Source organism: Paenibacillus ihuae, assembly GCF_001368795.1.
GTDB lineage: Bacteria > Bacillota > Bacilli > Paenibacillales > Paenibacillaceae > Paenibacillus_AQ > Paenibacillus_AQ ihuae.
This window is the reverse complement of record NZ_LN831198.1, coordinates 2,539,616-2,562,485: the sequence shown is the minus strand read 5'-3', so window position 1 is coordinate 2,562,485 and position 22,870 is coordinate 2,539,616. Positions and strand designations below refer to the sequence as shown.

Sequence of the window (22,870 nt, the reverse complement as noted above, 5' to 3'; positions counted from 1 at the left end):
CAAACTTCCTCATCAGCAGATATTGTGGATCGCTCTTGCTGGTGTGACAGAAGGGCAGATGCATAAGCGTAACTATGGGCAATCGATCACCAATCTGCTCAATGTGGGTATTGCCGGTTACTGCGGCGTGTCCCAATCACGGGTTGAGTTTTTATACGAAACGTTGGAGGCCAAGCCTGAGCATTACGAGGCCCTGCTGAACCAGGCGCATTACTTGGGAGTGAATTATGCCAACGATCCTTCTACGCTATGATACTTGATTTTGAAAAGAGTGAGAAATAAAATAACGTCTCGCATTTTGTTTTGTCGCTAAAAAATTTGGTGTCAAAAATTTCAGTGTTCATCTCGTATCCCGTAAACAAGATGGTCTGGACCAATATGTGAAGGAGTTGAGTTCGGAAACCCTCTAGATTAGTAGCAATTCTTGATTTCTTAATGCTTAGTCGACTGTGTCTAACCCCGACAAAGAACCGGAAACTTAATATACTTATGCAAATATTTACTTCTAATATGAAACGGCATATGCTGCTCGACACGAAGGAGAATGCACATGAAGGTCCGTATTACCCTGCCCGCCGGCGAAGCGACCGGCGAGATCGAGGACACCGCCCCTGGCCGTGACCTCATCAGTCTGTTACCGCTCACCCTCGACATGTACGACCTCTTCGCACGGGAAAAGCCAGGCCTATTACCGCGCGAACTCGACGGCGTCACAGAAACCATGCTGACCTATACGGTCGGTCAGATCCCCTACTGGCAACCCAGCCACGACATCGTCTTCTGCTTCGCTGATGACGAGAACAACAACGAGATCCCAGAGCCCGGAATCGTCCACCTCGGCACTATCACCAGCGGACTGGAACACATCGCCTCAGCAGGCGACTCGTTCAAACTGACCATCGAGAGAGCCTGAGCGGCAGTAACCTACCGCAAAGACGTAGGGCCGCCTGGATAGGACAGCCTTCCAGCTCTGGGACCCTACTCTGGCGGTCACCCCAGGCCTTCTAGTCTAATCGGGTGAGCCCTTCTGAGGGGGGCGCGATCGCGCGCCGAATCGCTCTTCCTCCTCGATCTAGCAACTCTGACATCAGGTGTGCAACAATCTGCTTATGGATGCAGATAAGAAGGAGAGCGGGCGGGAGCCCGTCAGCCAGTACGTGGAACTCGCGGTCGAGGTGTTCTCGATGCTCGCCGACGCGACCCGCGTGCGCCTGATCCTCGCGCTGCGGAACGGCGAGCGGTCCGTGAGCCCAAAATGTTACTGCTTGATTTCAGTATCTTCCGAGAACAGGCTTTTCAAATAGCGGCGGACGAGGCTGTACATATGATAATAAATAAGTATGCTCGCTAAAACAGACGAATACGAGTGATCTCCTATAATGAGAGTCCCTCGTATTCGTCTGTTTTACGTTCTAGTCTTAAACGCACTTTGTTTAAAAGAAATGAAACTGATTATTGATTTAAAGCTTCTAATGTATCATTGAAAATCCGTCATATGATGCCCAAATTATTCTAAATTGCTAAGTTTAATATAAGTTTTTTGAGATTTTTTGCGCCATATACTCAATTCTAGGAATCATCAAGTTATCATCTATCATTATAATTTTATCAGGTTTAAACAACTGGAATTTCTTTAGATTGTAATAGTCGAATAGCACTTGATACACGGTCAAATGGTTCTCCATCAAGTACTTTACATCTAAAACATTACTTAGAATCTCATCTTGCATAACGATAAGCCTGCCATCAATCTTATTGAAAAAACCCTCTTTTATTCCTTCATCATAAAAAGCCAATTCCTGATATTCTCGTTGCTTCATAGCTACTTCTAGTCGCTCATAATTCTCAGGATAACTACTTTCAAGATCCCTTAGGAAAATGTCTGTGAAGAACTCTTTTAATAAGATTGTTTGTTCAAATGTTTGCTGAAATCGCTGAACAATTACTTGGTCAGAGTCAGAATCTTCAATAATTTCGTGGATATATTCTACAGAAAGACTCACAATAAAGGTTATGATATCTTCTTTGGTAGAGAAATATTTATATAAAGTGGCCCTACTTATATCCATGATTTTTGCGATTTCATCCATTTTTAGACTTTGAAATCCATTTTTTTAACGTATGTTAACAATTTGCTAGTAAGAGTTATCCTCATATTATGTTGTTTTTCATTCTGCCTTTCCATTTAAGCGCCCCCTATTACCTTATATTATATCTCATAATCATCATTTTAAACAAACTGTACTAAATAGACACTTTATATTCTTTTTGTTTACATTATCCACCTCTCGTGATAATATGTTTTTGTTCCTATGAATAACAAAGATGAAAATTCATATTGAACGAACTAAGATTGGATACCTTTTTAACTAGGCTTTAAACACTTAGGTGATAACAATCTAATATCACTATTTAAGGAGGAGCAAAATGCAAACTCGAAGTCTTGGTCAACAAGGTTTAAAAGTCTCTTCTATTGGTTTGGGTACTATGGGGATGTCAATGGCATACGGTCCTTCAAATGAAGATGAAGCAATAGCAACTATTCGTCGAGCTTATGAGCTTGGAGTTAATTTCTTTGATACAGCAGAATTATACGGATATGGAACTGGTCACAATGAACAGTTGCTGGGTAAAGCTGTAAAGGATTTTCGAGACAAGGTAGTACTAGCTACCAAATTTGGATTTGACATGACAGCCGAACCACTCGGATCACGTTTTAATAGCCGTCCAGAAAATATTCGTAAGGTAGCAGAAAACAGCCTTCGATATCTGCAAACGGATTACATTGATGTTTTCTATCAGCATATTCCAGATCCCGATGTTCCTATCGAGGAAGTAGCTGGAGTCGTTGGAGAGCTTATTCAAGAAGGCAAAGTTAAATATTTCGGTTTGAGTAACACGGGTTCAAAAACTATTCGTAAAGCTCATGCGGTTACCCCGGTTTCTATGCTTCAGACTGAATACTCCATATTTGAGCGTGAGATTGAGGACAACGATATACGCACGACTTTGAATGAACTGGGTATAGGTTTAGTGCCTTACTCTCCTTTAGGCAGAGGGTTCCTAACAGGTGCTGTTAAACCATCTCACGAGTACGCCGAAGACGATATGCGTCGATTCGATGAGCGTTGGCAAGGGGAAAACTATATCTACAACCTACAAGCAACTGAACACCTTAAAGAACTTGCTTCTAACAAAGGTATTTCTGTAGCCGAATTGGCACTAGCTTGGCTTCTCGCCCAGGGAGAGGATATCGTCCCGATTCCAGGTACACGAAGTGCTAAGCGGGTTGAGCAAAACGTTGCTGCTGCTAACGTTAATCTTACAGAGGCTGATCTTCAACGAATTAAAGAAATCCTCCCACACGGATCAGCCGGTAGTCGGTATCCTGCCGCAATGATGGAGAGTTTCACAAGAGATTGATAATTTTGTTTATAGAATACTAAATATAAAATATAAAAACAGTTGACTAGAATTTATTCATAGTCAACTGCTTTTTTATTAAACCACTTAAAACTCTATATAGATCTGTTGAATAAATCTATAATCTCTAGTGTATGTCTTCGATGCTTTTCAGTAATCTACGCGGGAAAGCACTGCTGCTAAGATCACGCTTAAAGGACAAAAAGTTTCTATGCGGGAATCCCCTTGGAATGTATCTGCAATCATTCACTTTATGGGCTTCTTCGTTTTTGATTAACCAGTTATCATCTTCCACCCCAGAAGGGTTCATACATCCGTTACAATCCCGGCAATCTTGTGTCCAGGAACGAATGGATAATTCAACCTAAACCCTCTAGTTAACTCCAGGTCAAGTGTTTATCTTTTTTTTATCTTCGATGCACTTTGACATGCATTTATGGCATGGTAGAATTCACTCGTATCAACCCAAGAGTTAACCTGAAGTAAACTCCTAGTAGAAAGGAATTCATTGTACATGACCTATTCAATCAGTGAAGTTGCTAGTTGGGGGATGATAATTAGGTCAGAACATGATTAAGTATTTTGATGGTTATCAAATCAGCAATAGTACCAAGATCTTATCCATTTTCGGCAATCGGACTATGTTCATGTCCACCGACAATCTTGGCCTTTACTGTCGATCCACATTAATAAAAAAATAGAAATGAGTGTTTTCTTTTTCATAAAAGCTCCGTTCGCCGATGGACAACTACAGGCAACAGCCTTAATGGAACAGAATAATCTCCTGTTCCATTAAGGCTTACAAGACATGTTAATAAAAAGTCTCTTAGTCCAAGCAACACCGACTATGGAAAACTACATGAGCAGATTATTGATATGAGAAGTATCTCAGATGAATCCTACGTTGTCGTATATCATTATTCATTGCAAAATCACTTGATGTTGTAGCCGCCAATTATCATGTGTTGAATCCCGAGAGAAGCTAATTTTCTTAAGCGGGTACTCAGATAACCGTCATTGACGCCCACACCGTCCAAAGCTTTTATTATGCTTCCTCCAGCTGCTTTCCATAGAATCTTTCCTTTGCCCCAAGGACTCATCCTTTATAATGGGATGCTGATTTCTCATTTAAGCGCCACCTTTCGCTAACATAATGGACAGTCTAATCTCTTGCCGGTTCCCCGCCGCAGCTTCTACCCATTTATCCGCCCCATCTCCCTTTTCCAATTTCTTCTACGCCATACGGACCTAGATGTGTACCCAGAAACTATGATCAGCTCAGCTCCTGTATCTGGATCTATCCATTGGCTTAGTACGGATTTAGTCAGAAAATACAATACTGCAACTAAATACGGACCAGTTTCGATTCTATTCGTTGCGGGCCTGACAATAGGGTCAGTCCGACCATAGTCCAACGTCTTCCTGCTTTCCCTATTATAGACAATATCTCTTCCTTCACGACTATTCGGGATAAACAGAGCTACCAAGCCCCGCGTATCGGCAAAGACAATATCAATAAGCCGAATTTAAATACACGAATGGCTTAGCTGCCAGTTATCCTCCACTATCACTTAAATCCGCAGCTCTCTCTTCCCCCGTTGAAACTGGACTTATTTGATATGGGTCATTTAGTTCTTCATTTAATAGTTTTTTATCAGTCTATAGTTTAGTTAACTCTTTAAAACCATTTCATCATTATTTCAATTGAAATAAAGTCGAGGCGTCGCTACATTGTTAGTTAGACAAGGAAGCCTTAACCTTGTGGCTACTCGTCCGGTTGAACCTGGATTGAAAGGGAAGGATCGAGCTCACCAGTAACTTAACATATTCGCTTTGCGCACACATGAAATGGTTGCAATCAAGTTCCTCAATAATGATCCCGTCTTTCAGAAAGGCTAGGCGATTACATAAATAGGCTACGGCTTGCAGATCGTGTGCTATAAATAAGTATGTTAATTGAAACTCCCTCTGAAGTTCCTTTAAAAGGGATAAGATTTGAAACTGCACAGAGACGTCAAGTGAGCTAATTGCTTCATCGAATACAAGATAGCGTGGTCGCGTAGTCAAGGCACGCGCAATGCATACGCGTTGTAACTGTCCACCGCTTAACTCATGCGGATACTTATTCAGATAGTCAAGGGTCAGTTCCACCCGTTCCATCAGCTCTGCAATGATCACTTCATGGACGGCATGATTTTTTTTTCGCTTCGTAGGATATTGAGCGGTTCCTCGATAATTTGTTGCACGGTCCACTTCGGGTTGACAGAGGTGCGATAATCCTGGAACACGACACTGAACTTTCCTTTGTTTTGCTTAATCCATTTTTTATGAGGCATACCATCTATCCAAATGTTACCGCCGTCAAATGTTTCTAAACCAAGCAGGATCCTCGATAACGTGCTTTTACCGCTCCCGCTCTCGCCTATAATACCGAGACACTCTCCATCATTCAGATGGAAGCTGACATCTGTCAGTACATGCTTTTGTGTGTGATCCCGCAGCCCACTACCAGCCCTATAGCTTTTCTGGAGATTGTCTACCGTAATCATTCTCTTCGTTCCTTCCGCTATGCAGTGTGTTCGTAAAGCTATCTGAAAGCTGCAGACGTGTCCCTACCAAGTATTGGGTGTAGGAATGTTTAGGCTCATTAAAAACATCAGTGACCGTTCCTTGTTCCACTATCTCTCCATCCTTCATGACGATAACACTGTCGGCCAACCGCTGCACAACACCCAGGTCGTGAGAAATAAGGATCAGTGTGGTACCCTTCATTTCCTTTAAGGCCTGAAATTGATAGACGACTTCCAATTGATTAATGGAGTCTAAGGCTGTTGTAGGCTCATCCGCAATAATAATGTCCGGCTTCAGTACAAGAGCAATTGCAATCATACAGCGCTGAAGCATCCCCCCGGATAGCTCATGAGGATAACTTTTATAGACGGCAAGCGAATCCGTAAAATTCATTTTATTCAGACTATCCAGGCTCAAGCGTTCAGCTTCTCTTTTGGACACCCCCATAACTTGCATAAAAGTTTGTTTCATCTGGGAACCCATTTGTTCAATAGGATTAAAGGCCGTCATTGCATCCTGAAGAATCATGCTGATTTTTTGACCTCGAATGGATCTGCGCTGTTTCTCGGTGTCGTTCAGAATATTGCGGCCCTCAAAAATAATCTCTCCTTAAGATTGAATCCAGCGTGGGTTCACACCTAAAATTTCACGGACGGTCATTGTCTTCCCGCTGCCGCTCTCCCCTACAATACCAAGGCAAGTGTTTTTTTGTACCGTGAAAGAAGCATCTTTTACAATATGTCTTTGGGTCTTTAAATCAACAATATTAAGATGATTTACGGTTAGTATGGTCACTCACCATCTTCCTTCCAAGCGGAGTAGCCTACGCTGCTGTCTGGGGTTTAACATGTAGGATTGCGTGTTCATAGCCTGCTGCAGACTGTCACCGAGAAAATTAAGCGCAACGACGACAAGTAGAATCGTAATACCGGCAGGGATCATCTGCCAGGGATGGGTGAACAACACATTCTTCGCTTCATTCAGCATCATTCCCCATTCAGGAGCAGGAGGTTGTACACCCAATCCAAGGAAGGAAAGGGACGAAATGCTTAAAATCACCCAGCCCATCTCCAGGGTGGAATGGGTGGTTACTTCACCTGCGATCCCGGGAACAATATGCTTTCTCATAATATAAATAGGAGAAGCCTGATGGACTTGAGTAAACTTCACATAGTTTTTTGATCGATATTGCTGAACGCTGCTATATATCATCCGTGTATACCACGCCCACTTGGACAAAATATTCGCAATCACAATATTCATAATCCCTGGTCCCAATATGCCTATAATAGCCAGAATCATCACCTCTGACGGGAAAGATAGCATAGCGTCGCAGAAACGTAAAATGACTTCCCGGACTCTTCCGTTCGAATACCCGGCCAGAATTCCAAATACGACCCCGCAAAGGATCGTCACTCCCATAGCGAGTAGGGCGTAGAAGAATGTGGTGCGGATGCCGAATAAAACCCTCGAAAGTAAGCATCTTCCCAGATGATCCGTTCCGAGCGGGTATTCTGCACTAGGCATGGCTAGTTTCATATCCACTTGAATTAAAGTCGGATCATGCGGAGCAATTAGAGGTGCAAAGATCCCTGCAAGAGAGACCACGACCAAAAATAACAGGCAAATAATACCCATTTTATCCTGTTGTAGACGTTTGAAAAAACTCATTTCGTTACCCTCCGCAAACGTGGATCTATCATCACGACCACAATATCTACCACTAAATTGCAAACGATAAATAAAACGGCCATCATCAGAATATAAGCCTGGATAACGGGATAATCCGAGTTAAAAATAGCCTTTACGCATAAACGCCCAATGCCTGGCCAAGCAAATATATTCTCAACAACAACAGTACCAGCAATCAGACGGGGAATAGACATACCGAACGCAGTAAGGGCAGATTGGATCGAATTAGTAAATATTTTCCATATCACAGTACTTTGTTTAAGCCCACGCAGCTTGGCATAAAGTATGAAATTTTCTTGGGAATTTTGGATCATATTATTGCGTATCAGTCTGACATAAGTGGATAAAAAGCTTAGTGACAAAGTCATGGCGGGTAAGATAATGGATGAAGGCCCATTCTTCCCGCTCGTCGGAAGCCATCCCAGATAAACTGAAAAATACCACATGAGCAGTAAGCCGATCCAGAAGCTAGGCATCGCTGCCAGCAAAAAAATGAAGCCTCGCAAAGAACGATCCTGCCATCTATTCTCAAAGATACTGCAGACTATCCCGACGGAAACGCTGAAAAAGACAATAATTATGAGTGTAGCACCCGCTAATTCAAGTGTTGGAGGAATTGCTTGACGCAATTCTTCCAACACAGGTTTTTTATTGACATAGCTTGTACCCAAATTCCCTTGAAAGCTATCCATAATCCAGTTTTTATATCGGATAAGAAAAGGATCGTCAAGTCCGAGTTCTTCGCGCATGCTCTGGACCACTTCTTCGGTAGGGGTGATCTGATTTACGCGCAGTGCTACCTCTGCCGGATCACTGGTTCTTAAATTTATTAGAATGAACGCCAGGAAGGTAACCAGCAGCAGGAGTGGAACGGTACCTACTATGCGTTTTATTACATATTGTTTCATAAAGGACTCACTCTCTGCTTACTCAAAATACATGAGCTCAAACGGGATCTCATATTGCGATACATTGAAGGTAACACCCATAAGGTGTTCGGAATGAATCGCTTTTACAACTGAATAAGTCAACGGAAGATACACAGCTTCTTCATTCACATAGTTGAATATTTCCTTGTATTTCTCCGCTCTCGCCGTTTCGTCCTGTTCGACTAGAACATCTCTGATCTCCTGGTCCAACCATTTTTTCTTTTCCAGACCGGCCTGAGCTTGATAATCGCCATGCGATGGCACACGCCAGGTTGACACGTAGGTTTGTGGATCATAAGGCAAGCCCCAGGATAAAGAATACTGCAAATCGAATTCTCCGGATTTTTGACGGTCATAATAGGCTTGCTTTTCTTCACCTAGCAGTTCAAGATCGGCGCCGATTGCTTTGAGATCATTTTGCATGGATTCCCCAATCGATTTCTCCTGCGCATTATCAGAATTGTAGGAGAGCATCAGGCTTAGTTTGTTTCCATCCTTATAACGGTAGCCGTCGCCCGATTTTGCCCACCCTGCTTGATCTAGCAGAACATCGGCTTTTTGGGTGTCATAAGAACGAGTCTTAAGCTCTATATTGGCGTACGGTGTGGACTTAGACATCAGGGTATCCGCAATTTGCTCCGTGTCGTTGAGAATACCTGACGAAATCGTCTGTTTGTTAACGGCATACTGCAATGCCTCACGAACTAATTTGTCGGAAGTCGCCTCTCGCTTGCTGTTCAACAATATCGAGCGTGAGCCGGATGGCGGACTGATTTTCGTTACATACTTGCCCTCCTTCTGTAGTGAGGTGAAGGCATTGGCATCTAGCATGTCGCCGTCCGCACCGAATATGAGATCAATCTCGCCTTTCTGCAGAGCAAGTAGAATGGTCTGGTGATCCGGCATTACCTTCCAACGAACTTGCTGAATTTTCGGTTTATCCCCCCAATAGTTCTCATTGACACTAAACAACGCAAATTGATTGTCTTTATGCTCGGTCAACATATAAGGTCCCGTTCCTGCATAATCACTGACGCCATGCGCTGTTGTTCCATCAATGAAACATTTGGGGGAAATCATTCGGAAAGGACGCGTAAGCCCTAGCTCCTCCAGCGTTGGATAATATGGTGTTTTTAGCGTTAAAGAAAACGTATATTCATCGACAACGTTAGTTGAATCAATAACCTGCACCAGATTGAGCCAGGCATTCTTCTCATAGTTGGCTACGACGACATCGATATTTTTTTTGACGGCCTCCGCATTGAACGGTTCGCCATCGCTGAATGCGACGTCTTTTCTCAAATGAAACGTATAGGTCAAACCATCCTCCGAAATCTCCCATTTCTCTGCAAGCTTGGGCTTAACACCCTCCGTTGTATTTATTACCAGTGATTCAAACACCATATTTTGCGCAGCTAGTTCTCCTCCAGTCAGGTGTGGATTAATATCCCGAATATCTTTGGTACTAGCAAAAACCAACTCGTTCTTTTTGTCCACTACTGACGGGTTACTCTTGTTAGCCTGATTGCAGCCTGTTAATACAAGTAGTAATGTAAACATGGCAAGTAAAAGTTTCTTTTTCATAAACCCTCCTGAATAAATTGTAGTAAATGTACAAGTGTGTCGTTTTATCTTCTTTATATGTAAGTATTACGAATTAAGCATTAAAAATATTTATAGGGTTTGCGCAAACCGTACAACTATGAACACATAACGCTTTTTCGTAATTGTTACGAACTAGATTATAGTTTAGCGTTCTTTGCAATGTCAATGGAATAAAATTACTAAGACGACTACCCTAGTGCTAATGCTCTATTCCTTATCTTTTGATCCAATACGGCTACGATTCGTAATGTAAGCCACTGCCAGTTCGGGATGTTTAAGTGCATATACACTGTTAGTAGCTGCATCTTCCATGCTGATCCATGCGATTGGAGAATCAGCTGGTATGGGATAAGCCAGTATTTGGTTGTCTACCACGCCGGCGATAAGGAAAATTCATCCATACATCGCAAATAAGAGCAGCCGGAGGTCCGGTTGCTCTTACTCATTGCGGGTTTGACAATACGGCCAATTCGACCAGCTTCCTACCCTACACTATCCCCTGTAGATACCGAAATCTCCTCGCCTATGATCTATGAACGATCCTGTCCGCTTTTTCGGAAGTTCACTCACTGATTCTGAATTTATCACTTTGCTGTCCATAGACAAAGAGAAACAAGCTTCCTCCCAAGAATGCACAAATAAAGTACACCCAAGCATAAGATAACAAATCTGCAACCGGCCCCATAATCACTCCGCCCAGCGATATGCCGAGATCAGCCATAGCAATAAACAACCCGATCAACACATTTCGCTTATTCTCCGGAAGCACGAAAGACAAGTATGTAGTTAAAGTCGGATAGAGCATGGCCTGGGCTAACCCCATTAATAAGGCGCCGCAATAGAATACTGTAAATCCGCCGATAATAGAAAACCCCGTGCATAAGGATGCAGCCATGAGTGCGAGAATAATCCAACTTACGAACATAGGATGCCATCGTCCGTCCGAAGGAATCTTTTTACGCAAAAAAAACCGTGCAGCGACAATCATTGCCGCCTGCAGCATTAAATATACGGCAGCATTGCCATGATCAATCTGAGTTGCGTACAAAGGTATAAAGGTTGTGACTGCGCCAAAAACAATAGATGCTACCAGCATTAGTATACTGCAGCGGAATAAATGTGGATTCGTGAACAGTTGGCCAAACGAACCCCGCATGCCGGTTCTCTGAACAGCCGGCCGGTTATCCGCCTCTGTCTTCATCGTGGCAAAGAAGCCTACAGCTCCTGTAAGGACAGCCATTCCGACAAGTGTTATTGCAAAAACACTCATTTTTCCGGTTTCCCAGATATTAATCGCCATTAAAGGACCTATTACGCCGGGCATTGATGCACAAAGCGAATACATGGAAATGCCTTGCGAGCGGTCTTTCTCCGGTAAGGCATCGATTATGCCCAGCTGCAGCGACATGGAGAAGAACGCGGTACATGCGCCTTGCAGCATCCGGGCGAGAAAATATCCGCCTAATCCGGTAAATGTATAAAGAGACAGGGCTATTGCGTTTATCACTAAAATTACACGCAGTACTTTAACCGGGCCCAGCTGATAAATCACCTGGCCGGCCCAAGGCCGCAGAAACATTGTCGTAAACAAATAGGCCCCCATAACTATGCCAATGGTTGAGTTACTGGCGCCTAGGGACTCTCCCTTTAAAGGAATGATTACATTAAGAATAGAGTTTGCACTGAAATATAAGAGTGTCAATACATACAAGCGCAGAAAGGGCCAAGCCAGGGCTCCCTTCACAGTATTCTCTCCTTCCAGTTCTCGTTGTCAACGATGAGGTCTTCACCGGGACCGGCTAAGCGTAAAGCCATCCGAAGCATGTCTTTAGAGTATTCAGACCGGACATCGTTTAATTGATGGGCAGACACGATCTCTTCGATTTGTCCGTAACGCACAAACATCAGGCGGTCACACAGATAGACTGCTGCCTGAATATCGTGTGTGATGAAGATATAGCTCATACCGTACGATTCCTTCAGCTTTTTTAACAGCTCCAGCACTTGAAATTGAACGGAAGCATCAAGTGAACTGACTGCTTCATCCAGCAGAATACATTTTGGCTCTGTCGAAACGGCTCTGGCAATACACACCCGCTGTGCTTCACCTCCAGACAGTTCATGAGGATATTTCTTGCGGTAAGAAGAGTCCAGTCCGACCTGGCGCAGCAGGAAGTCAATTCGCTCTCCGACTTCCCTGTCCTTCCGCCCCAACAGTTTAAGTGGTTCAGCCAAGGCTTTCTCTACAGTATAAAAGGGATGAATCGAAGAAGTATAATCCTGGAATACCGCGCTGATCATTCCCCTTCTGCCTGCCCGCTCACCTATGCTTATTCCTTCGAATTGAATGGTCCCGCGGTCAGCCTTCTCGATTCCAAGTAGCAAACGCCCCAAGGTAGACTTACCACTTCCGCTTTCGCCAATAATCCCTAATACCTCGCCTGCTTCTAATGCAAAGCTGATATTTTGTAATATCTTCTTACTTTTGCGCGAGAATAAACCCCCGCCTGCATAGGATTTCTCCACCTGATCAACGGTCAACAAGGTTAAAGCCCCCCATCCTGCTGCTAAAATGCCGGTTTAGCACCTGCTTCGCTTCTATGAGATGTCTGGTGTATTCATGACTGGTATTCGAAAATATATCAGCGGTAGTTCCGCTCTCTAGCACTTCGCCGTCTTTCATTACCACAATTTTGTCAGCGATCCGTTTCACTAGGCCTAAGTCATGTGAAACAAAGATCATAGAGCAGCCTGTGTCTTCCCGCAAAGAAATCAGTTGTTCCATCACTTCAAATTGTGAAAGGGTGTCCAGTGCGGACGTAGGCTCATCGGCGATAATCAACGTAGGCTCAAGAACAATAGCAAGCGCAATCATCATCCGTTGCAACATCCCTCCAGAAAGCTGATGCGGGTATTTATTCATAAGGGCAACCGGGTCTTTGAGCATGACGCTCTCCATTGCTCTGGCCATTCTGGACGTAATTTCACTCGCATTCCAGGCATAATGCTGTTGCAGCGTCGCTTTGAAATGGCTGCCGACTACGCTTGAAGGGTCGAAGGCTCGCATGCCGTTCTGCATAATCAGACACAGCTGCCTGCCTCTTTGCTTCCGCATTTCCGCTTCGGAAAGCTTTGCCAGATTAACCCCGTTCAGCTGTATGCTCCCCGTTTGTTTGATGTTGGATTTGTTCAACCTCATGATTGCCCGGCATGTTACAGACTTGCCGCTGCCGCTCTCCCCTACAATAGCCAGGCAGCTCTCTTGTTTAACCTGGAATGAGCTGTTCAAAACGATTACCTTGCCGGTCAAGTTGTCCCATATTCGTAAATTCGAAACATCCAGCGTGTTCAACGAATTTATGCCACCTCTTCTCCTTTTCTTTTGGCGGAGAATAGAACAGAACTCCGCGGCGACTTGCGGGTTTTCCTTTGTAATTTAGGATCCAATGCGGCTTGCAGCGCATCGGAGCAGAAATTAACCGCCGAAACTATGATAACGATAGCCAGTCCAGGGGCCAGCATAAGCTCCGGCCGGGAAAACATGACCCCTCTGGCCTCATTCAGCATCATTCCCCACTCAGCGTGAGGGGCCTGGATGCCTAAACCGAGAAAGGACAAGCCGGAGATTTGCAGGATCATGGCGCCAAATGCGCTGCTGGAAATCACCGCAATATCCGGAAGCGCTACCGGCAGAACTTGCTTCATTATGATGGCAAAGTTGCCCATCCCAAGAGCCTTAGCGAATCTTACATAATCAGTATCGGCATACTGCATGACCGAGGTGCGGATGACTCGTGCGAACCAGGCCCATTTCATAATGACAAAGGCAATCAGAATGTTCTGGATTCCCGGTCCCAATATACCGACTACAGCCAGCGACATCACATAACCGGGAAAGGAGAGCATGATGTCGCAGACTCTCATAATGACGTTATCCACCTTGCCCCTGAAATAGCCAGCGAGGAATCCGAGTATGCCTCCAAAGGTCGCAGATACCGCCAGCGCCACAAACACCCAGAGCACACTGGGACGGATACCGTAGATTAATCTGGACAATACACAGCGTCCCAGATGATCGTTGCCCAGCAGGTACTGCCATGATGGTGAAGCATAACGCAGCTCCATATGGACTTGTTCCGGGCTATGGGGTGCAAACCAGGGCGCACAAATTCCAATGATTGCGACCAGCACGGTGACAGACAGTGATAAGGCGGCCAGCTTGTCGCTCCACATTTTATGAAATACAGTCATCTAGAACTCCTTCCTCAACCTGGGATTCAATGCTGTATTGATGAGATCTGACAAGGTGTTAAAAAGCACGAAGGAAGCAGCCAAAACCAGAACATAAGCCTGGATGACCGGGAAATCCCGGCCCAGGATTGAATTCACGGTCAATGTCCCCAGTCCCGGCCAGGCAAAGATGTTTTCCACAACAACTGTGCTTCCCAGAATAATCGGAACAGCCATGCAGAACACCGATATGGCGACCTGTATGGAGTTCTTGAGCATACGCATCGTAATTCTCCGCTCAGACAGCCCGCAAGCCCTGGCATATAACGTGTAATCCTCATGTAACTGGCTCAACATGGAGCTTCGGACTATACGAAAATAGATTCCGGCATAACTGACGGTCAGAATGATCACCGGCAGGATGTACCCGGCCAATGAATCCATGCCGCTGGTCGGCAGCCAGTCAAGCTTGACAGAGAAATACCAGATCATCATCGCTGCAAGCCATGCTGACGGCATGGAGGTCAGGAAGAACGAAACTCCGCGGACTGAACGATCCAGCATTCGGCCTTCGTTCAGCGCACAGAGGATTCCGAGTCCGATGGACAGCGCCAGAATGGCAACGACTGATACCATTGTCAATTTCAGAGTATTAAGAAAAGCTGGCCCAAGCAGGGACCACACCGGAGTACCTGTTATGTAAGATACGCCGAAATCCAGCCGGAAGCAGGAGACCAGCCAATCGAAATAACGGATCAGAAACGGCCGGTCCATTCCCAATGCTGTTTTAGTCTCAGTGATTAACGCTTCAGTAATTTGAGGTACTCCCTGTGACCGCAGAACAACCTCAGCCGGATCCAGTGGCGAAAGATGATTTAGAGCAAAGGTCAGAAACGAAATGATGATAAGCAGCGGAACTGTCAGCAGTGTCCTTTTGAGGATAAATCCGCTCATAAAGCCCCCCTTTACATTTACGGTTTATTTGAAATGCATGCTCTCGAAGGGCAGCTCGAATTGAGTCTGCTTGAAGCCTATGCCCTGCAGACTTCTCGGAGCAACTACTGTAAGATTGCCGTTCGTTAGCGGAATGAAGACTGCCTCTTCATGGACCTTTGTTAAAATATCCGAATACAGCGATGTTCGTTTCTCCTCATCTGTGGTTACCATGACCTTTTCTATTTGGCTAATGAGCTGCTCCGCCTGGGCTATACCTTTTGTTGCATGATAATATGCCGTTTCCGAAGTGAATGCAGAGACTGTACTTTGCGGGTCATAGGCAAGCCCCCATGTCTGGTTAAACAAGAGATCGTAATCCCCCGTTGATCTACGGTTCGCAATAGAGGAAGAGTCCTCTCCAATCAGCTCCAGCTGCATTCCTATGCCCTTAACAGTATTCTGAATCAGCTCGGCTTGCGTCTTCTGGGATAAGGAAGCAGCATCATAATATAGTTTCATGGTTAAAGGTCTGCCATCTTTTGTGCGGATCTCTCCGCTTGAGTGCGTCCAACCGGCTTCTTCAAGCAGACGCTCTGCTTCCTGCAAATCATAGGCGCGCGGTTTTAGACTGATATCAGCATAGTTCACATTAGAAGAGAATAAGGTGTCGGCGGGAGTTTCCTTGCCGCTGAAGATTTCCCGGGCGATGGTTTCCCGGTCAATGGCATGCCAGATGGCTTCGCGGACGGCTTTGTCATGCGCTGGACTGTCTGTCTTGCCGCTGTTGGCCACAATCATTTTCGTGTTCATCGGCTCACTTCTCACTACCTGATAGTCTCCAGATTCAGCCAGCCGATCCATAGCCTCCGCATCAATACTGTCAGTCCCTCGATCATCGGTAAAGACAAAGTTGACTTCTCCTTTTTGCAGAGCCAGGAATGTCGTTTCCCCTGTCGGAAGAACCTTTGCAGTGACTTTTTTAATATCCGGTGCACCGTTCCAATAATTTTCATTCGCCTCAAACACCGCATACTGGTCCGTTTGATGCTCTGTAAGCCGGAATGGGCCGGTGCCGTTATAACCGTTAACCCCTTCCTTTGTTTCACCGTTTATAAAATCTTTCGGGGATAGGAAGACATAAGGTCTTGTCATGGAAAGTTCAAGCAGTGTCGGGTAATAAGGCTCTGATAAGGTCAGTTCAAAGGTATTTTCGTCAATTACTTTGGTATCCGTGATTTTGGTCGACAGCTTGATCCAGGTATGCTTGACGGCATTATGCTGGACGGTGTCAATATTCTGCTTAACAGCTTCTGCGTTAAACGGCTCTCCGTCATGGAAAGTAACCCCCTCTCTCAGATGGAACGTATAGATAGTCCCGTCTGCTGAGATATCCCATGATTTTGCAAGCAAGGGCCGGATTCCTTCGGGAGTATTCTCAACCAGTGATTCGTACACCATTCCTTGCGCAGGCATAGAACCGGGATAAAAATGCGGATTCATATCGTTGATATCCTTTACAGTGGCGTAAACCAGCTCCTGATTGATCTTGGGCGTATCAGCCTGTCCGTTCTCTGCTTTACCGCATCCGGCGAGCAAAGCCATTGATGTAACTGCTGCAATGAATATGATATATCTTTTTTTCATCTTGAACTCCCCCATGTTTACTATTCTGTATAATTATATTTTTTTCCCGCAGCCATATGGCTGCAGATCATTTGAATATCTTCAGAAAATGACTGTACACGAAAGGCCTCGGATACGGCCTGTCCTTGAAGCGCTTGAGCAGAATTCATTAATTGCTGCTCGTAACGCTCAATGAATTTGTCAATCATTGGACAATCAAGCTTCAACTGATTTGCGATCCCCTGAATGATTTTGATGCGGTAATAATCTTCCTTGGGCATCCGTGGAATGTCCCATGATCCTTCCCTGTTTATAAATACAGAATGGATTGGAACTGCGGAAAAATCATAGTATTTCCCCTCCTGGTCCGGCTCAGAGAACGGATCGATCAGCAAGGAAGCGTAACGGATATACAAGAGGTATTCCTGATGGATAGGTTCCAGTGACAAGAAGCTATCAATACTATGCTGAGATAAGCTTTCTGTCCGGACCGGGTAATTATCGTCTGTCATGAACTTCAGTAGATTTAAGCTTTGCAGGTTAAGCGCTTCGAACAGCTCCGATAATTCCTTCCAGCACACTAGCATTTCATGAATTAACCTGGGCGTAATTGGACCCTCTGGAAATAATTTGTATACATATTTCCTGCTAGTACTCTGACCGAATACTACACTAAGCGAGAAATCATTCATGAAAAGCGCTGGATGAACGAATAAGGAGATATTTCTGCTTTCTGCCTCCAGGGGAAATCTCATGACACTAAGCGTAATCCCCATGACATTGTATAGCTGGATTAGCGAATCAAGATTGTGTGAAGTGCCCCGTGTAGAGGCGATGAAGACCTTTGTTTTTACTCCGGAAGTAATTGCGCCGTTCGACGGCACACCATGAATCCAACGTGTATCGCCTAAATAAGTGGAGCAACTGATAACTTCAGCGTCTGACCCCATCTCTTTTATGAAGTTGTGGACCAAGCTGTTAGATCCCAAAGTGGGAGAAATCAGAATGAGGCATTTCACATGTATTAACAGATTTCTGTTTAGACTGCGCAATACATGCAGATATGCATCTGCAGTTATGGATAAAATTAAAGTATCCCATGCCCCCGTTATCGTCTCATAGCGTTGAAATACCTGGTCCGCACAGCATTCCCCTTTCATCAGGTTGTGTGATTCGTTTTGTACTTCAGTGAATAAACGGTTCCCGCTTTCACGAATTGCGGCTATAACTTGTTCTGACCTGTGTGAGATTCTCCCAGAAATTCCAAGCTGAGACTGGAAATGATTCTTGAACAGAACAGCCAACTGAATTGTGACTGGCCCGGTTCCCAATAATAATACACGTTTGAAGTCGTCCATATGCAGCCTCCTTTGTTAAGATACCGGGTGGGCTTTGGAATACAGCGCTACATCAAAGACTTGATCAGGACACAGAATTTGTTCGGCAAGCTTCCATTTCGTCTCATCAACAGCTTTCATAGGATAATTGAATAGGGATTTTAAACGGTCCCCGTATCTCATCACCACAACGACCTGTTCGCCAGTTAACGCATACATCCGGTCCAGCAGATTATACTTTTCCGCCACAGTTGAACTGAATATGATATGTGTAGCCTGTTTCAATTCCGTCTCAAACTGCATAATATCACCTGTTACAAGACGTATGGATGTAGTATTCCCCAACTTTCTCAGCACTTTATTGCTCAGGATTATGGCTTCTTCGTCAATATCGATTCCCAGAACTTCCGCATTCGTACGCCTGCCTATCAGCATTGGTGTCATCGGAAAAGCTCCCGAGCCAACCATGACTACTCTTGACTCTGAATCGATCTGAAAGCTTCCGAATTCACGCTCAATACTGGATTCAATATTAACAAAATAGCCGGCTTGTTGTTCACTCTCGTTCAAGACGTTTAGAGCCCTGTGTTTCTCCATGATAGACACGCACCTTGCCGTAACCTGTCTTAATTCTGCTGTAAGCGGGATCACCTCCTTGGAGCTTTGTTGTTCAATCTCTTCCCAAATTACCTGATTGAGAGGATTCATAATGAACCCGGTGTATTCATCTATAATATCCGTGAGTTCCAAACTTCGCCCGGTTGTACCATCAAACTCATCTGCCATCTCCCGGAACTTGGCTGCAAATTCATAGAGTCTAGATAACAGCATTTCCAAACGTCTCCTCTCCCCTGCAGTGATTAAAGATCAATATATGCGGTACCTTCTGCTACGATGTTGACATTGCCTGAAATACTTAAGCCGGTTAGTTCACTTTTGTCCAGATGTGCAGATACCTTGATAAGGCCACCGGGCTGCAGTATAGCACCTTCAAAGGGAGTCTTGTTCTTCCAGGCCATATATGCACCAATGGAAGCTGTTCCTGATCCGCAGCCCCTTTCCCAGATCATACTGTCCAGCTTAGGAATGTAAATAAGCGGTGAGAGCTCACCGGAGCTTGGCTTGTACAACAGAATGCCGATCAGTTGATTGGTCGACGTGATTTCAAGCAACTTCGCTAAGCTTTGAGCCATTCTCTTGATCGGCTTAGTAAACCGCTCTACTTCTAATACCACATGAAGGAAATCGGAATACTGAATTAGACCGACTGAAAATTGATTGCCGTCATACTTGAATATTTTGGTTTCAATATTCCGGGGGGCGGGCATCATGACCTTGCAGAAATAACCCTCATCTGTATTCGTCACCATACATTGTATCAATTGATCTGTTCCTGAAGCTTCCAATTTAACCGACCGGCACTCACTGGCGCTTGTCTGCTGATTGACCATTAGTACGGCCAAGGCCATGCAAGCATTTCCGCAAAACTCACCACCGGCCATGCAAAGAGCTGCATCTGCATTAGGATGCATAGTCTTCCTAATGAACCCGACCTGTTCGGCATATACGTTGTCATAAGACATCATCTTCAGGGCAATCGGCGCGTATTCGTCTTCCTCGTGGCTGCTTCTGACTAAGATGGTCATGTTCTGTGTAGGGCTTACTTTAACAAAAGAGATTTCCCTGCGCATTTCTCACATCCTTAAAACCTCAGATTCATTGATTAAATAACAGATACGAGATGATGACTTAATTGTAATGATTACGATTATCACTGTAAATTATACCCATGTAGCCAGATTTGGTCAACATATTTCTTTTCATCTTTTCTCTGCTGTTCATCGGCAGCATTAAATAAGCTATTTCAGAAAAGAAACAATCACTAATGTTTAAATTGGAAGATGATCACCATTTCCTGAAGTGTATTCAGCCCCCGACTTCCAATGATAGCAAATTCAATATGTTCTTGTTCGGTATAATCAATGATGGTCAGTTCCGGATCACCGTGAAGAATTTTCAAATGATAGATAATTTCATTTTTGCTTTAGCAGCTCTTCAACCGCCACTATTTTTCACCGTCTCGGTATGTTTAACTCTTCCACACGATAGGAATTCAATATTAATTCTGGTAATGTGAGCTACAACCAATAAGTTATCAAAATCATCGTAAATACGACAAAACCTCAAAAATGTATAAAAATCGAGAGGGATAAGTGTACTATAATTGCCCCGCGATCTATTGTGTTGTACCCCTATAATTCCCTTTTTAATAAGACAATTATCAAATCAGCAATAGTACCATGTTCTTGTCCATTTTCGGCAATGGATACATGTTCTTGTCCTTTGCTCGGGACAAGAACATGTATCCTTAAATCAAAAATACCGCGCCAAGCGCGGGGTTCAATAAATATATGTTCTTGTCTTCTTACATGTCTTGTTGTTCTTATTGGCTTGGTTTATGCCGGGCACACCAAACTAAATGAACACAATGAGCATATGCACATCGTGTTCATTTAAAGTTATGCCTGAATGTTCTTAGGAATCTGCTTCAATACTTGAATATACGGAGTTAAAATCCTTGGCGGAATTCAACACAGAGATGAATTTCATTTACCCATCCTGTCCAACGATTGAATACCACCGGGTTACTTCATAACAAGCCAGATTGTAATTAGTTTCAGCCTCTGCTGTACCGTATGCGAATGCGGCATGCGAGTTCATTTTATCGAGATTTATATTTTGTATCCCGTTATCCGTTTCACGGGCCCATACAGACTGATTATCCGAGTACCTTCCATCAACCATAGTAGCCAGCCCTTCGTCAAACCAGGCGGGCACTCGATCAATTTATAACAACACGGTTTTGGTGTCGGCAGTGTAAACAAGGTAAATCAGACAGTTTTTCATCAATTCGTTGCATGTAGTGCATTTTCATTTGTTTATCCATATGTACGAAACTCCGTAAATCCAATATATCTCATTACTATTTATTCGTCATATTATTATTTTAAGTTGTCTTTCGAATAAAATCCCTTCATCGATTTTTTGTTCTTATACATGATGCCCTCTCGCTTTAAGCAGTCCATGTAAGGAAACCAGGATGTTAACCGATTTCATTTTGTGCGACTTGCATCAATAAATGCCACCTTTTAATTTCTACATCCAATTAAGGTGTCTTTAATTCACCTCGATCTGTGATATTATTTTAAATTTGTGTTACCAATTAAAGGAGCGAAAAAAATGCCATCTATCGCAGAGGTTCTCATGTTTGTTACCAATCGCCTCTCTGCCCATCCGGAAATGGATTGGATAATTGTTGGCTCGGCGGCTTCCTTGATTCAGGGGTGCCAACAAATACAACCCAATGATATAGATATAATGGTAAAATACAGCAGTGATGTGAATCAGATTACAAGTCTGTTTATGGATTACTTATCTGAAATCTCTCCCTCCCAATTATTCAACAAACACTGGTTTTCCTCTAAATGTTCTCCAACATATACGATGGTTCTAGACAAAGAGGTATGGTCTTTTGCTAGACTGCATATTGATGGAGTCAACATTGAAATTTCAAACACTGCGACGCATGAATATCTCGAATTAAGCGATGTGATTTGGAAAATAAAAAGATTTCAGAATTATTTGGATACGCTCTTTCCGGTGGTCCCCTTAGAACTACAGCTGCACTCCAGTTACGTACAAGACAAACCGGAGCGAATACAAGCGATCAAGAAGGTTATACGCCGAAATAATTTGGATCTGCATTTCTTGAAAAGCTATCTTACAGATAGCGCTTATCGGCAACTCACTGAATAACAGTAATTGTTAAAATTATATAAGCTGCCCCGGAATCTCCTGAGCAGCTTGGTTATAATCAAGGCCAACTATCAATGGCAGGAATGTATGTGATTGCGATATTTACCGGAGCATCAGACGTTTTTACGCCGTGAGCATATCCGGGAGGCATCATTATGCATAAGGGCTCCCCCCCCCCGGAACCGCATGCTTTGGACACCGATGTCTGCTTTGGTCCATACTTCAAAAGCGCCACCCCAGAGCAGCATGATTTCAGTCTCCTTATCGTGGACATGGGCATCCTCTGTATTAGGCTTCATGACCAGAAACTGAAAGTCCAGTGAAGGAATTTCTTCCCTTGTTATAAATTTGCCGTATAGCGAAATAGGTCCATCTTCAAAAATAATTTCCGAATCTCTGCATATCTTAGGTTTAGCCCCTGCTTGTTCGCTGGAAGTATGGTCTATAATTGTCGAATGTAAACTTATTGTTGTAAAAATTCTAGTTAAGTTAATTTGACTCTCCTTCATATATTACAAATTCCTTAAAAGGGGGAAGTTTGGTGTCAATCTCCCTTAAAGGGTTAATCTTTGTGTCGCAATTTTATGACACTAAGTTTCCCTTGAAATTAAAAAAACCTTATTTAATAAGGTTTTAAACCGGGCAATCTTTGTGTCACTGTACACTTAGTCCGCACGCCCCTATTCATACAAAAAAGCACTGATTTCG

General features: G+C 43.9%; 21 protein-coding genes and 1 pseudogene. 5 read left to right on the top strand and 17 right to left on the bottom strand.

All coding sequences use genetic code 11. The features are described from left to right. The 3 genes from AQR02_RS34080 to AQR02_RS11515 form a co-directional block, all read left to right on the top strand. On the top strand, window positions 1–253 hold a 253-nt coding region (locus AQR02_RS34080; protein ID WP_483414276.1), incomplete at its 5' end, for an NADPH-dependent FMN reductase family protein. A 297-nt stretch (window positions 254–550) separates the two neighbouring features. Continuing rightward, entirely contained in the window at window positions 551–913 is a 363-nt protein-coding gene (locus tag AQR02_RS11520; protein ID WP_054940677.1) for a cyclophilin-like fold protein, read from the top strand. Window positions 914–1,109: 196 nt separating this feature from the next. Beyond that, the gene (locus tag AQR02_RS11515; RefSeq protein ID WP_209444146.1) at window positions 1,110–1,304 is read left to right on the top strand and encodes a hypothetical protein; all 195 of its coding nucleotides are present in this window, start codon (window positions 1,110–1,112) and stop codon (window positions 1,302–1,304) included. A 222-nt stretch (window positions 1,305–1,526) separates the two neighbouring features. Here AQR02_RS11515 and AQR02_RS11510 read toward each other — a convergent pair whose 3' ends face one another. Next, window positions 1,527–2,090, bottom strand: coding sequence for a TetR/AcrR family transcriptional regulator (locus AQR02_RS11510; RefSeq protein WP_054940676.1), 564 nt, complete (start codon window positions 2,088–2,090; stop codon window positions 1,527–1,529). Between the two features lie 337 nt (window positions 2,091–2,427). Here AQR02_RS11510 and AQR02_RS11505 point away from each other — a divergent pair, with 337 nt between their 5' ends. After that, a complete protein-coding gene (locus AQR02_RS11505) occupies window positions 2,428–3,423 on the top strand; it encodes an aldo/keto reductase (protein WP_054940675.1) in 996 nt (331 codons plus the stop codon). 1,734 nt (window positions 3,424–5,157) lie between these two features. On the opposite strand, the gene AQR02_RS35115 is transcribed toward AQR02_RS11505, so the two are convergent. From AQR02_RS35115 to AQR02_RS11435, 15 genes and pseudogenes are all read right to left on the bottom strand, one after another. Continuing rightward, complete coding sequence (locus AQR02_RS35115) at window positions 5,158–5,601, bottom strand: ABC transporter ATP-binding protein (protein ID WP_209444145.1); 444 nt, start codon at window positions 5,599–5,601, stop codon at window positions 5,158–5,160. Further along, entirely contained in the window at window positions 5,598–5,972 is a 375-nt protein-coding gene (locus AQR02_RS35110) for an ATP-binding cassette domain-containing protein (protein WP_209444144.1), read from the bottom strand. Before AQR02_RS35110 ends, AQR02_RS35115 begins: the two co-directional genes overlap by 4 nt. Next, window positions 5,938–6,789, bottom strand: a pseudogene (locus AQR02_RS11495) (ABC transporter ATP-binding protein). The gene AQR02_RS35110 and the pseudogene AQR02_RS11495 overlap by 35 nt, the downstream one beginning before the upstream one ends. Further along, a complete protein-coding gene (opp1C, locus tag AQR02_RS11490; protein ID WP_054940674.1) occupies window positions 6,790–7,665 on the bottom strand; it encodes a nickel/cobalt ABC transporter permease in 876 nt (291 codons plus the stop codon). Then, a complete protein-coding gene (opp1B, locus tag AQR02_RS11485) occupies window positions 7,662–8,594 on the bottom strand; it encodes a nickel/cobalt ABC transporter permease (protein WP_054940673.1) in 933 nt (310 codons plus the stop codon). Before opp1B (AQR02_RS11485) ends, opp1C begins: the two co-directional genes overlap by 4 nt. A gap of 18 nt (window positions 8,595–8,612) precedes the next feature. Next, window positions 8,613–10,199, bottom strand: coding sequence for a nickel ABC transporter substrate-binding protein (gene nikA / locus AQR02_RS11480; RefSeq protein ID WP_054940672.1), 1,587 nt, complete (start codon window positions 10,197–10,199; stop codon window positions 8,613–8,615). A 583-nt stretch (window positions 10,200–10,782) separates the two neighbouring features. After that, window positions 10,783–11,964: a staphylopine family metallophore export MFS transporter CntE gene (gene cntE, locus AQR02_RS11475; protein WP_054940671.1), complete on the bottom strand. Its 1,182-nt coding sequence runs from the start codon at window positions 11,962–11,964 to the stop codon at window positions 10,783–10,785. Further along, complete coding sequence (locus tag AQR02_RS11470; protein WP_082451806.1) at window positions 11,961–12,764, bottom strand: ABC transporter ATP-binding protein; 804 nt, start codon at window positions 12,762–12,764, stop codon at window positions 11,961–11,963. The genes cntE and AQR02_RS11470 overlap by 4 nt, the downstream gene beginning before the upstream one ends. Further along, window positions 12,751–13,572, bottom strand: a complete 822-nt coding sequence (cntF, locus tag AQR02_RS11465) for a staphylopine uptake ABC transporter ATP-binding protein CntF (protein ID WP_054940670.1) — start codon at window positions 13,570–13,572, stop codon at window positions 12,751–12,753. The genes AQR02_RS11470 and cntF overlap by 14 nt, the downstream gene beginning before the upstream one ends. A gap of 5 nt (window positions 13,573–13,577) precedes the next feature. Next, on the bottom strand, window positions 13,578–14,471 hold the full coding sequence (gene cntC, locus AQR02_RS11460) for a staphylopine uptake ABC transporter permease subunit CntC (RefSeq protein WP_054940669.1): 894 nt from the start codon (window positions 14,469–14,471) through the stop codon (window positions 13,578–13,580). Further along, window positions 14,472–15,404, bottom strand: coding sequence for a nickel/cobalt ABC transporter permease (opp1B, locus tag AQR02_RS11455; protein WP_054940668.1), 933 nt, complete (start codon window positions 15,402–15,404; stop codon window positions 14,472–14,474). Between the two features lie 24 nt (window positions 15,405–15,428). Then, window positions 15,429–17,030, bottom strand: coding sequence for a staphylopine-dependent metal ABC transporter substrate-binding lipoprotein (gene cntA, locus AQR02_RS11450; RefSeq protein ID WP_054940667.1), 1,602 nt, complete (start codon window positions 17,028–17,030; stop codon window positions 15,429–15,431). Between the two features lie 20 nt (window positions 17,031–17,050). After that, the gene (locus AQR02_RS11445) at window positions 17,051–18,367 is read right to left on the bottom strand and encodes an opine metallophore biosynthesis dehydrogenase (protein WP_054940666.1); all 1,317 of its coding nucleotides are present in this window, start codon (window positions 18,365–18,367) and stop codon (window positions 17,051–17,053) included. A 15-nt stretch (window positions 18,368–18,382) separates the two neighbouring features. Further along, complete coding sequence (locus AQR02_RS11440) at window positions 18,383–19,177, bottom strand: nicotianamine synthase family protein (RefSeq protein WP_054940665.1); 795 nt, start codon at window positions 19,175–19,177, stop codon at window positions 18,383–18,385. 29 nt (window positions 19,178–19,206) lie between these two features. Further along, window positions 19,207–20,037, bottom strand: a complete 831-nt coding sequence (locus AQR02_RS11435; protein ID WP_054940664.1) for a histidine racemase CntK family protein — start codon at window positions 20,035–20,037, stop codon at window positions 19,207–19,209. A 1,549-nt stretch (window positions 20,038–21,586) separates the two neighbouring features. Here AQR02_RS11435 and AQR02_RS11425 point away from each other — a divergent pair. Beyond that, window positions 21,587–22,162 carry a hypothetical protein gene (locus tag AQR02_RS11425; RefSeq protein WP_054940662.1) on the top strand — a complete coding sequence of 192 codons (576 nt, stop codon included), beginning with the start codon at window positions 21,587–21,589 and terminating at the stop codon, window positions 22,160–22,162. 113 nt (window positions 22,163–22,275) lie between these two features. On the opposite strand, the gene AQR02_RS11420 is transcribed toward AQR02_RS11425, so the two are convergent. Then, window positions 22,276–22,671: a hypothetical protein gene (locus AQR02_RS11420; protein ID WP_054940661.1), complete on the bottom strand. Its 396-nt coding sequence runs from the start codon at window positions 22,669–22,671 to the stop codon at window positions 22,276–22,278. Between the last annotated feature and the right edge of the window lie 199 nt (window positions 22,672–22,870).

Excerpts from the sequence above, each read along its gene's own strand:
- AQR02_RS11520 (WP_054940677.1), top strand. The coding sequence starts at position 551 with ATGAAGGTCCGTATTACCCTGCCCGCCGGCGAAGCGACCGGCGAGATC.
- AQR02_RS11515 (WP_209444146.1), top strand. The coding sequence starts at position 1,110 with ATGGATGCAGATAAGAAGGAGAGCGGGCGGGAGCCCGTCAGCCAGTAC.
- AQR02_RS11510 (WP_054940676.1), bottom strand. The coding sequence starts at position 2,090 with ATGGATGAAATCGCAAAAATCATGGATATAAGTAGGGCCACTTTATAT.
- AQR02_RS11505 (WP_054940675.1), top strand. The coding sequence starts at position 2,428 with ATGCAAACTCGAAGTCTTGGTCAACAAGGTTTAAAAGTCTCTTCTATT.
- AQR02_RS35110 (WP_209444144.1), bottom strand. The coding sequence starts at position 5,972 with ATGATTACGGTAGACAATCTCCAGAAAAGCTATAGGGCTGGTAGTGGG.
- opp1C (WP_054940674.1), bottom strand. The coding sequence starts at position 7,665 with ATGAGTTTTTTCAAACGTCTACAACAGGATAAAATGGGTATTATTTGC.
- opp1B (WP_054940673.1), bottom strand. The coding sequence starts at position 8,594 with ATGAAACAATATGTAATAAAACGCATAGTAGGTACCGTTCCACTCCTG.
- nikA (WP_054940672.1), bottom strand. The coding sequence starts at position 10,199 with ATGAAAAAGAAACTTTTACTTGCCATGTTTACATTACTACTTGTATTA.
- cntC (WP_054940669.1), bottom strand. The coding sequence starts at position 14,471 with ATGACTGTATTTCATAAAATGTGGAGCGACAAGCTGGCCGCCTTATCA.
- opp1B (WP_054940668.1), bottom strand. The coding sequence starts at position 15,404 with ATGAGCGGATTTATCCTCAAAAGGACACTGCTGACAGTTCCGCTGCTT.
- cntA (WP_054940667.1), bottom strand. The coding sequence starts at position 17,030 with ATGAAAAAAAGATATATCATATTCATTGCAGCAGTTACATCAATGGCT.
- AQR02_RS11445 (WP_054940666.1), bottom strand. The coding sequence starts at position 18,367 with ATGGACGACTTCAAACGTGTATTATTATTGGGAACCGGGCCAGTCACA.
- AQR02_RS11440 (WP_054940665.1), bottom strand. The coding sequence starts at position 19,177 with ATGCTGTTATCTAGACTCTATGAATTTGCAGCCAAGTTCCGGGAGATG.
- AQR02_RS11435 (WP_054940664.1), bottom strand. The coding sequence starts at position 20,037 with ATGCGCAGGGAAATCTCTTTTGTTAAAGTAAGCCCTACACAGAACATG.
- AQR02_RS11425 (WP_054940662.1), top strand. The coding sequence starts at position 21,587 with ATGCCATCTATCGCAGAGGTTCTCATGTTTGTTACCAATCGCCTCTCT.
- AQR02_RS11420 (WP_054940661.1), bottom strand. The coding sequence starts at position 22,671 with ATGAAGGAGAGTCAAATTAACTTAACTAGAATTTTTACAACAATAAGT.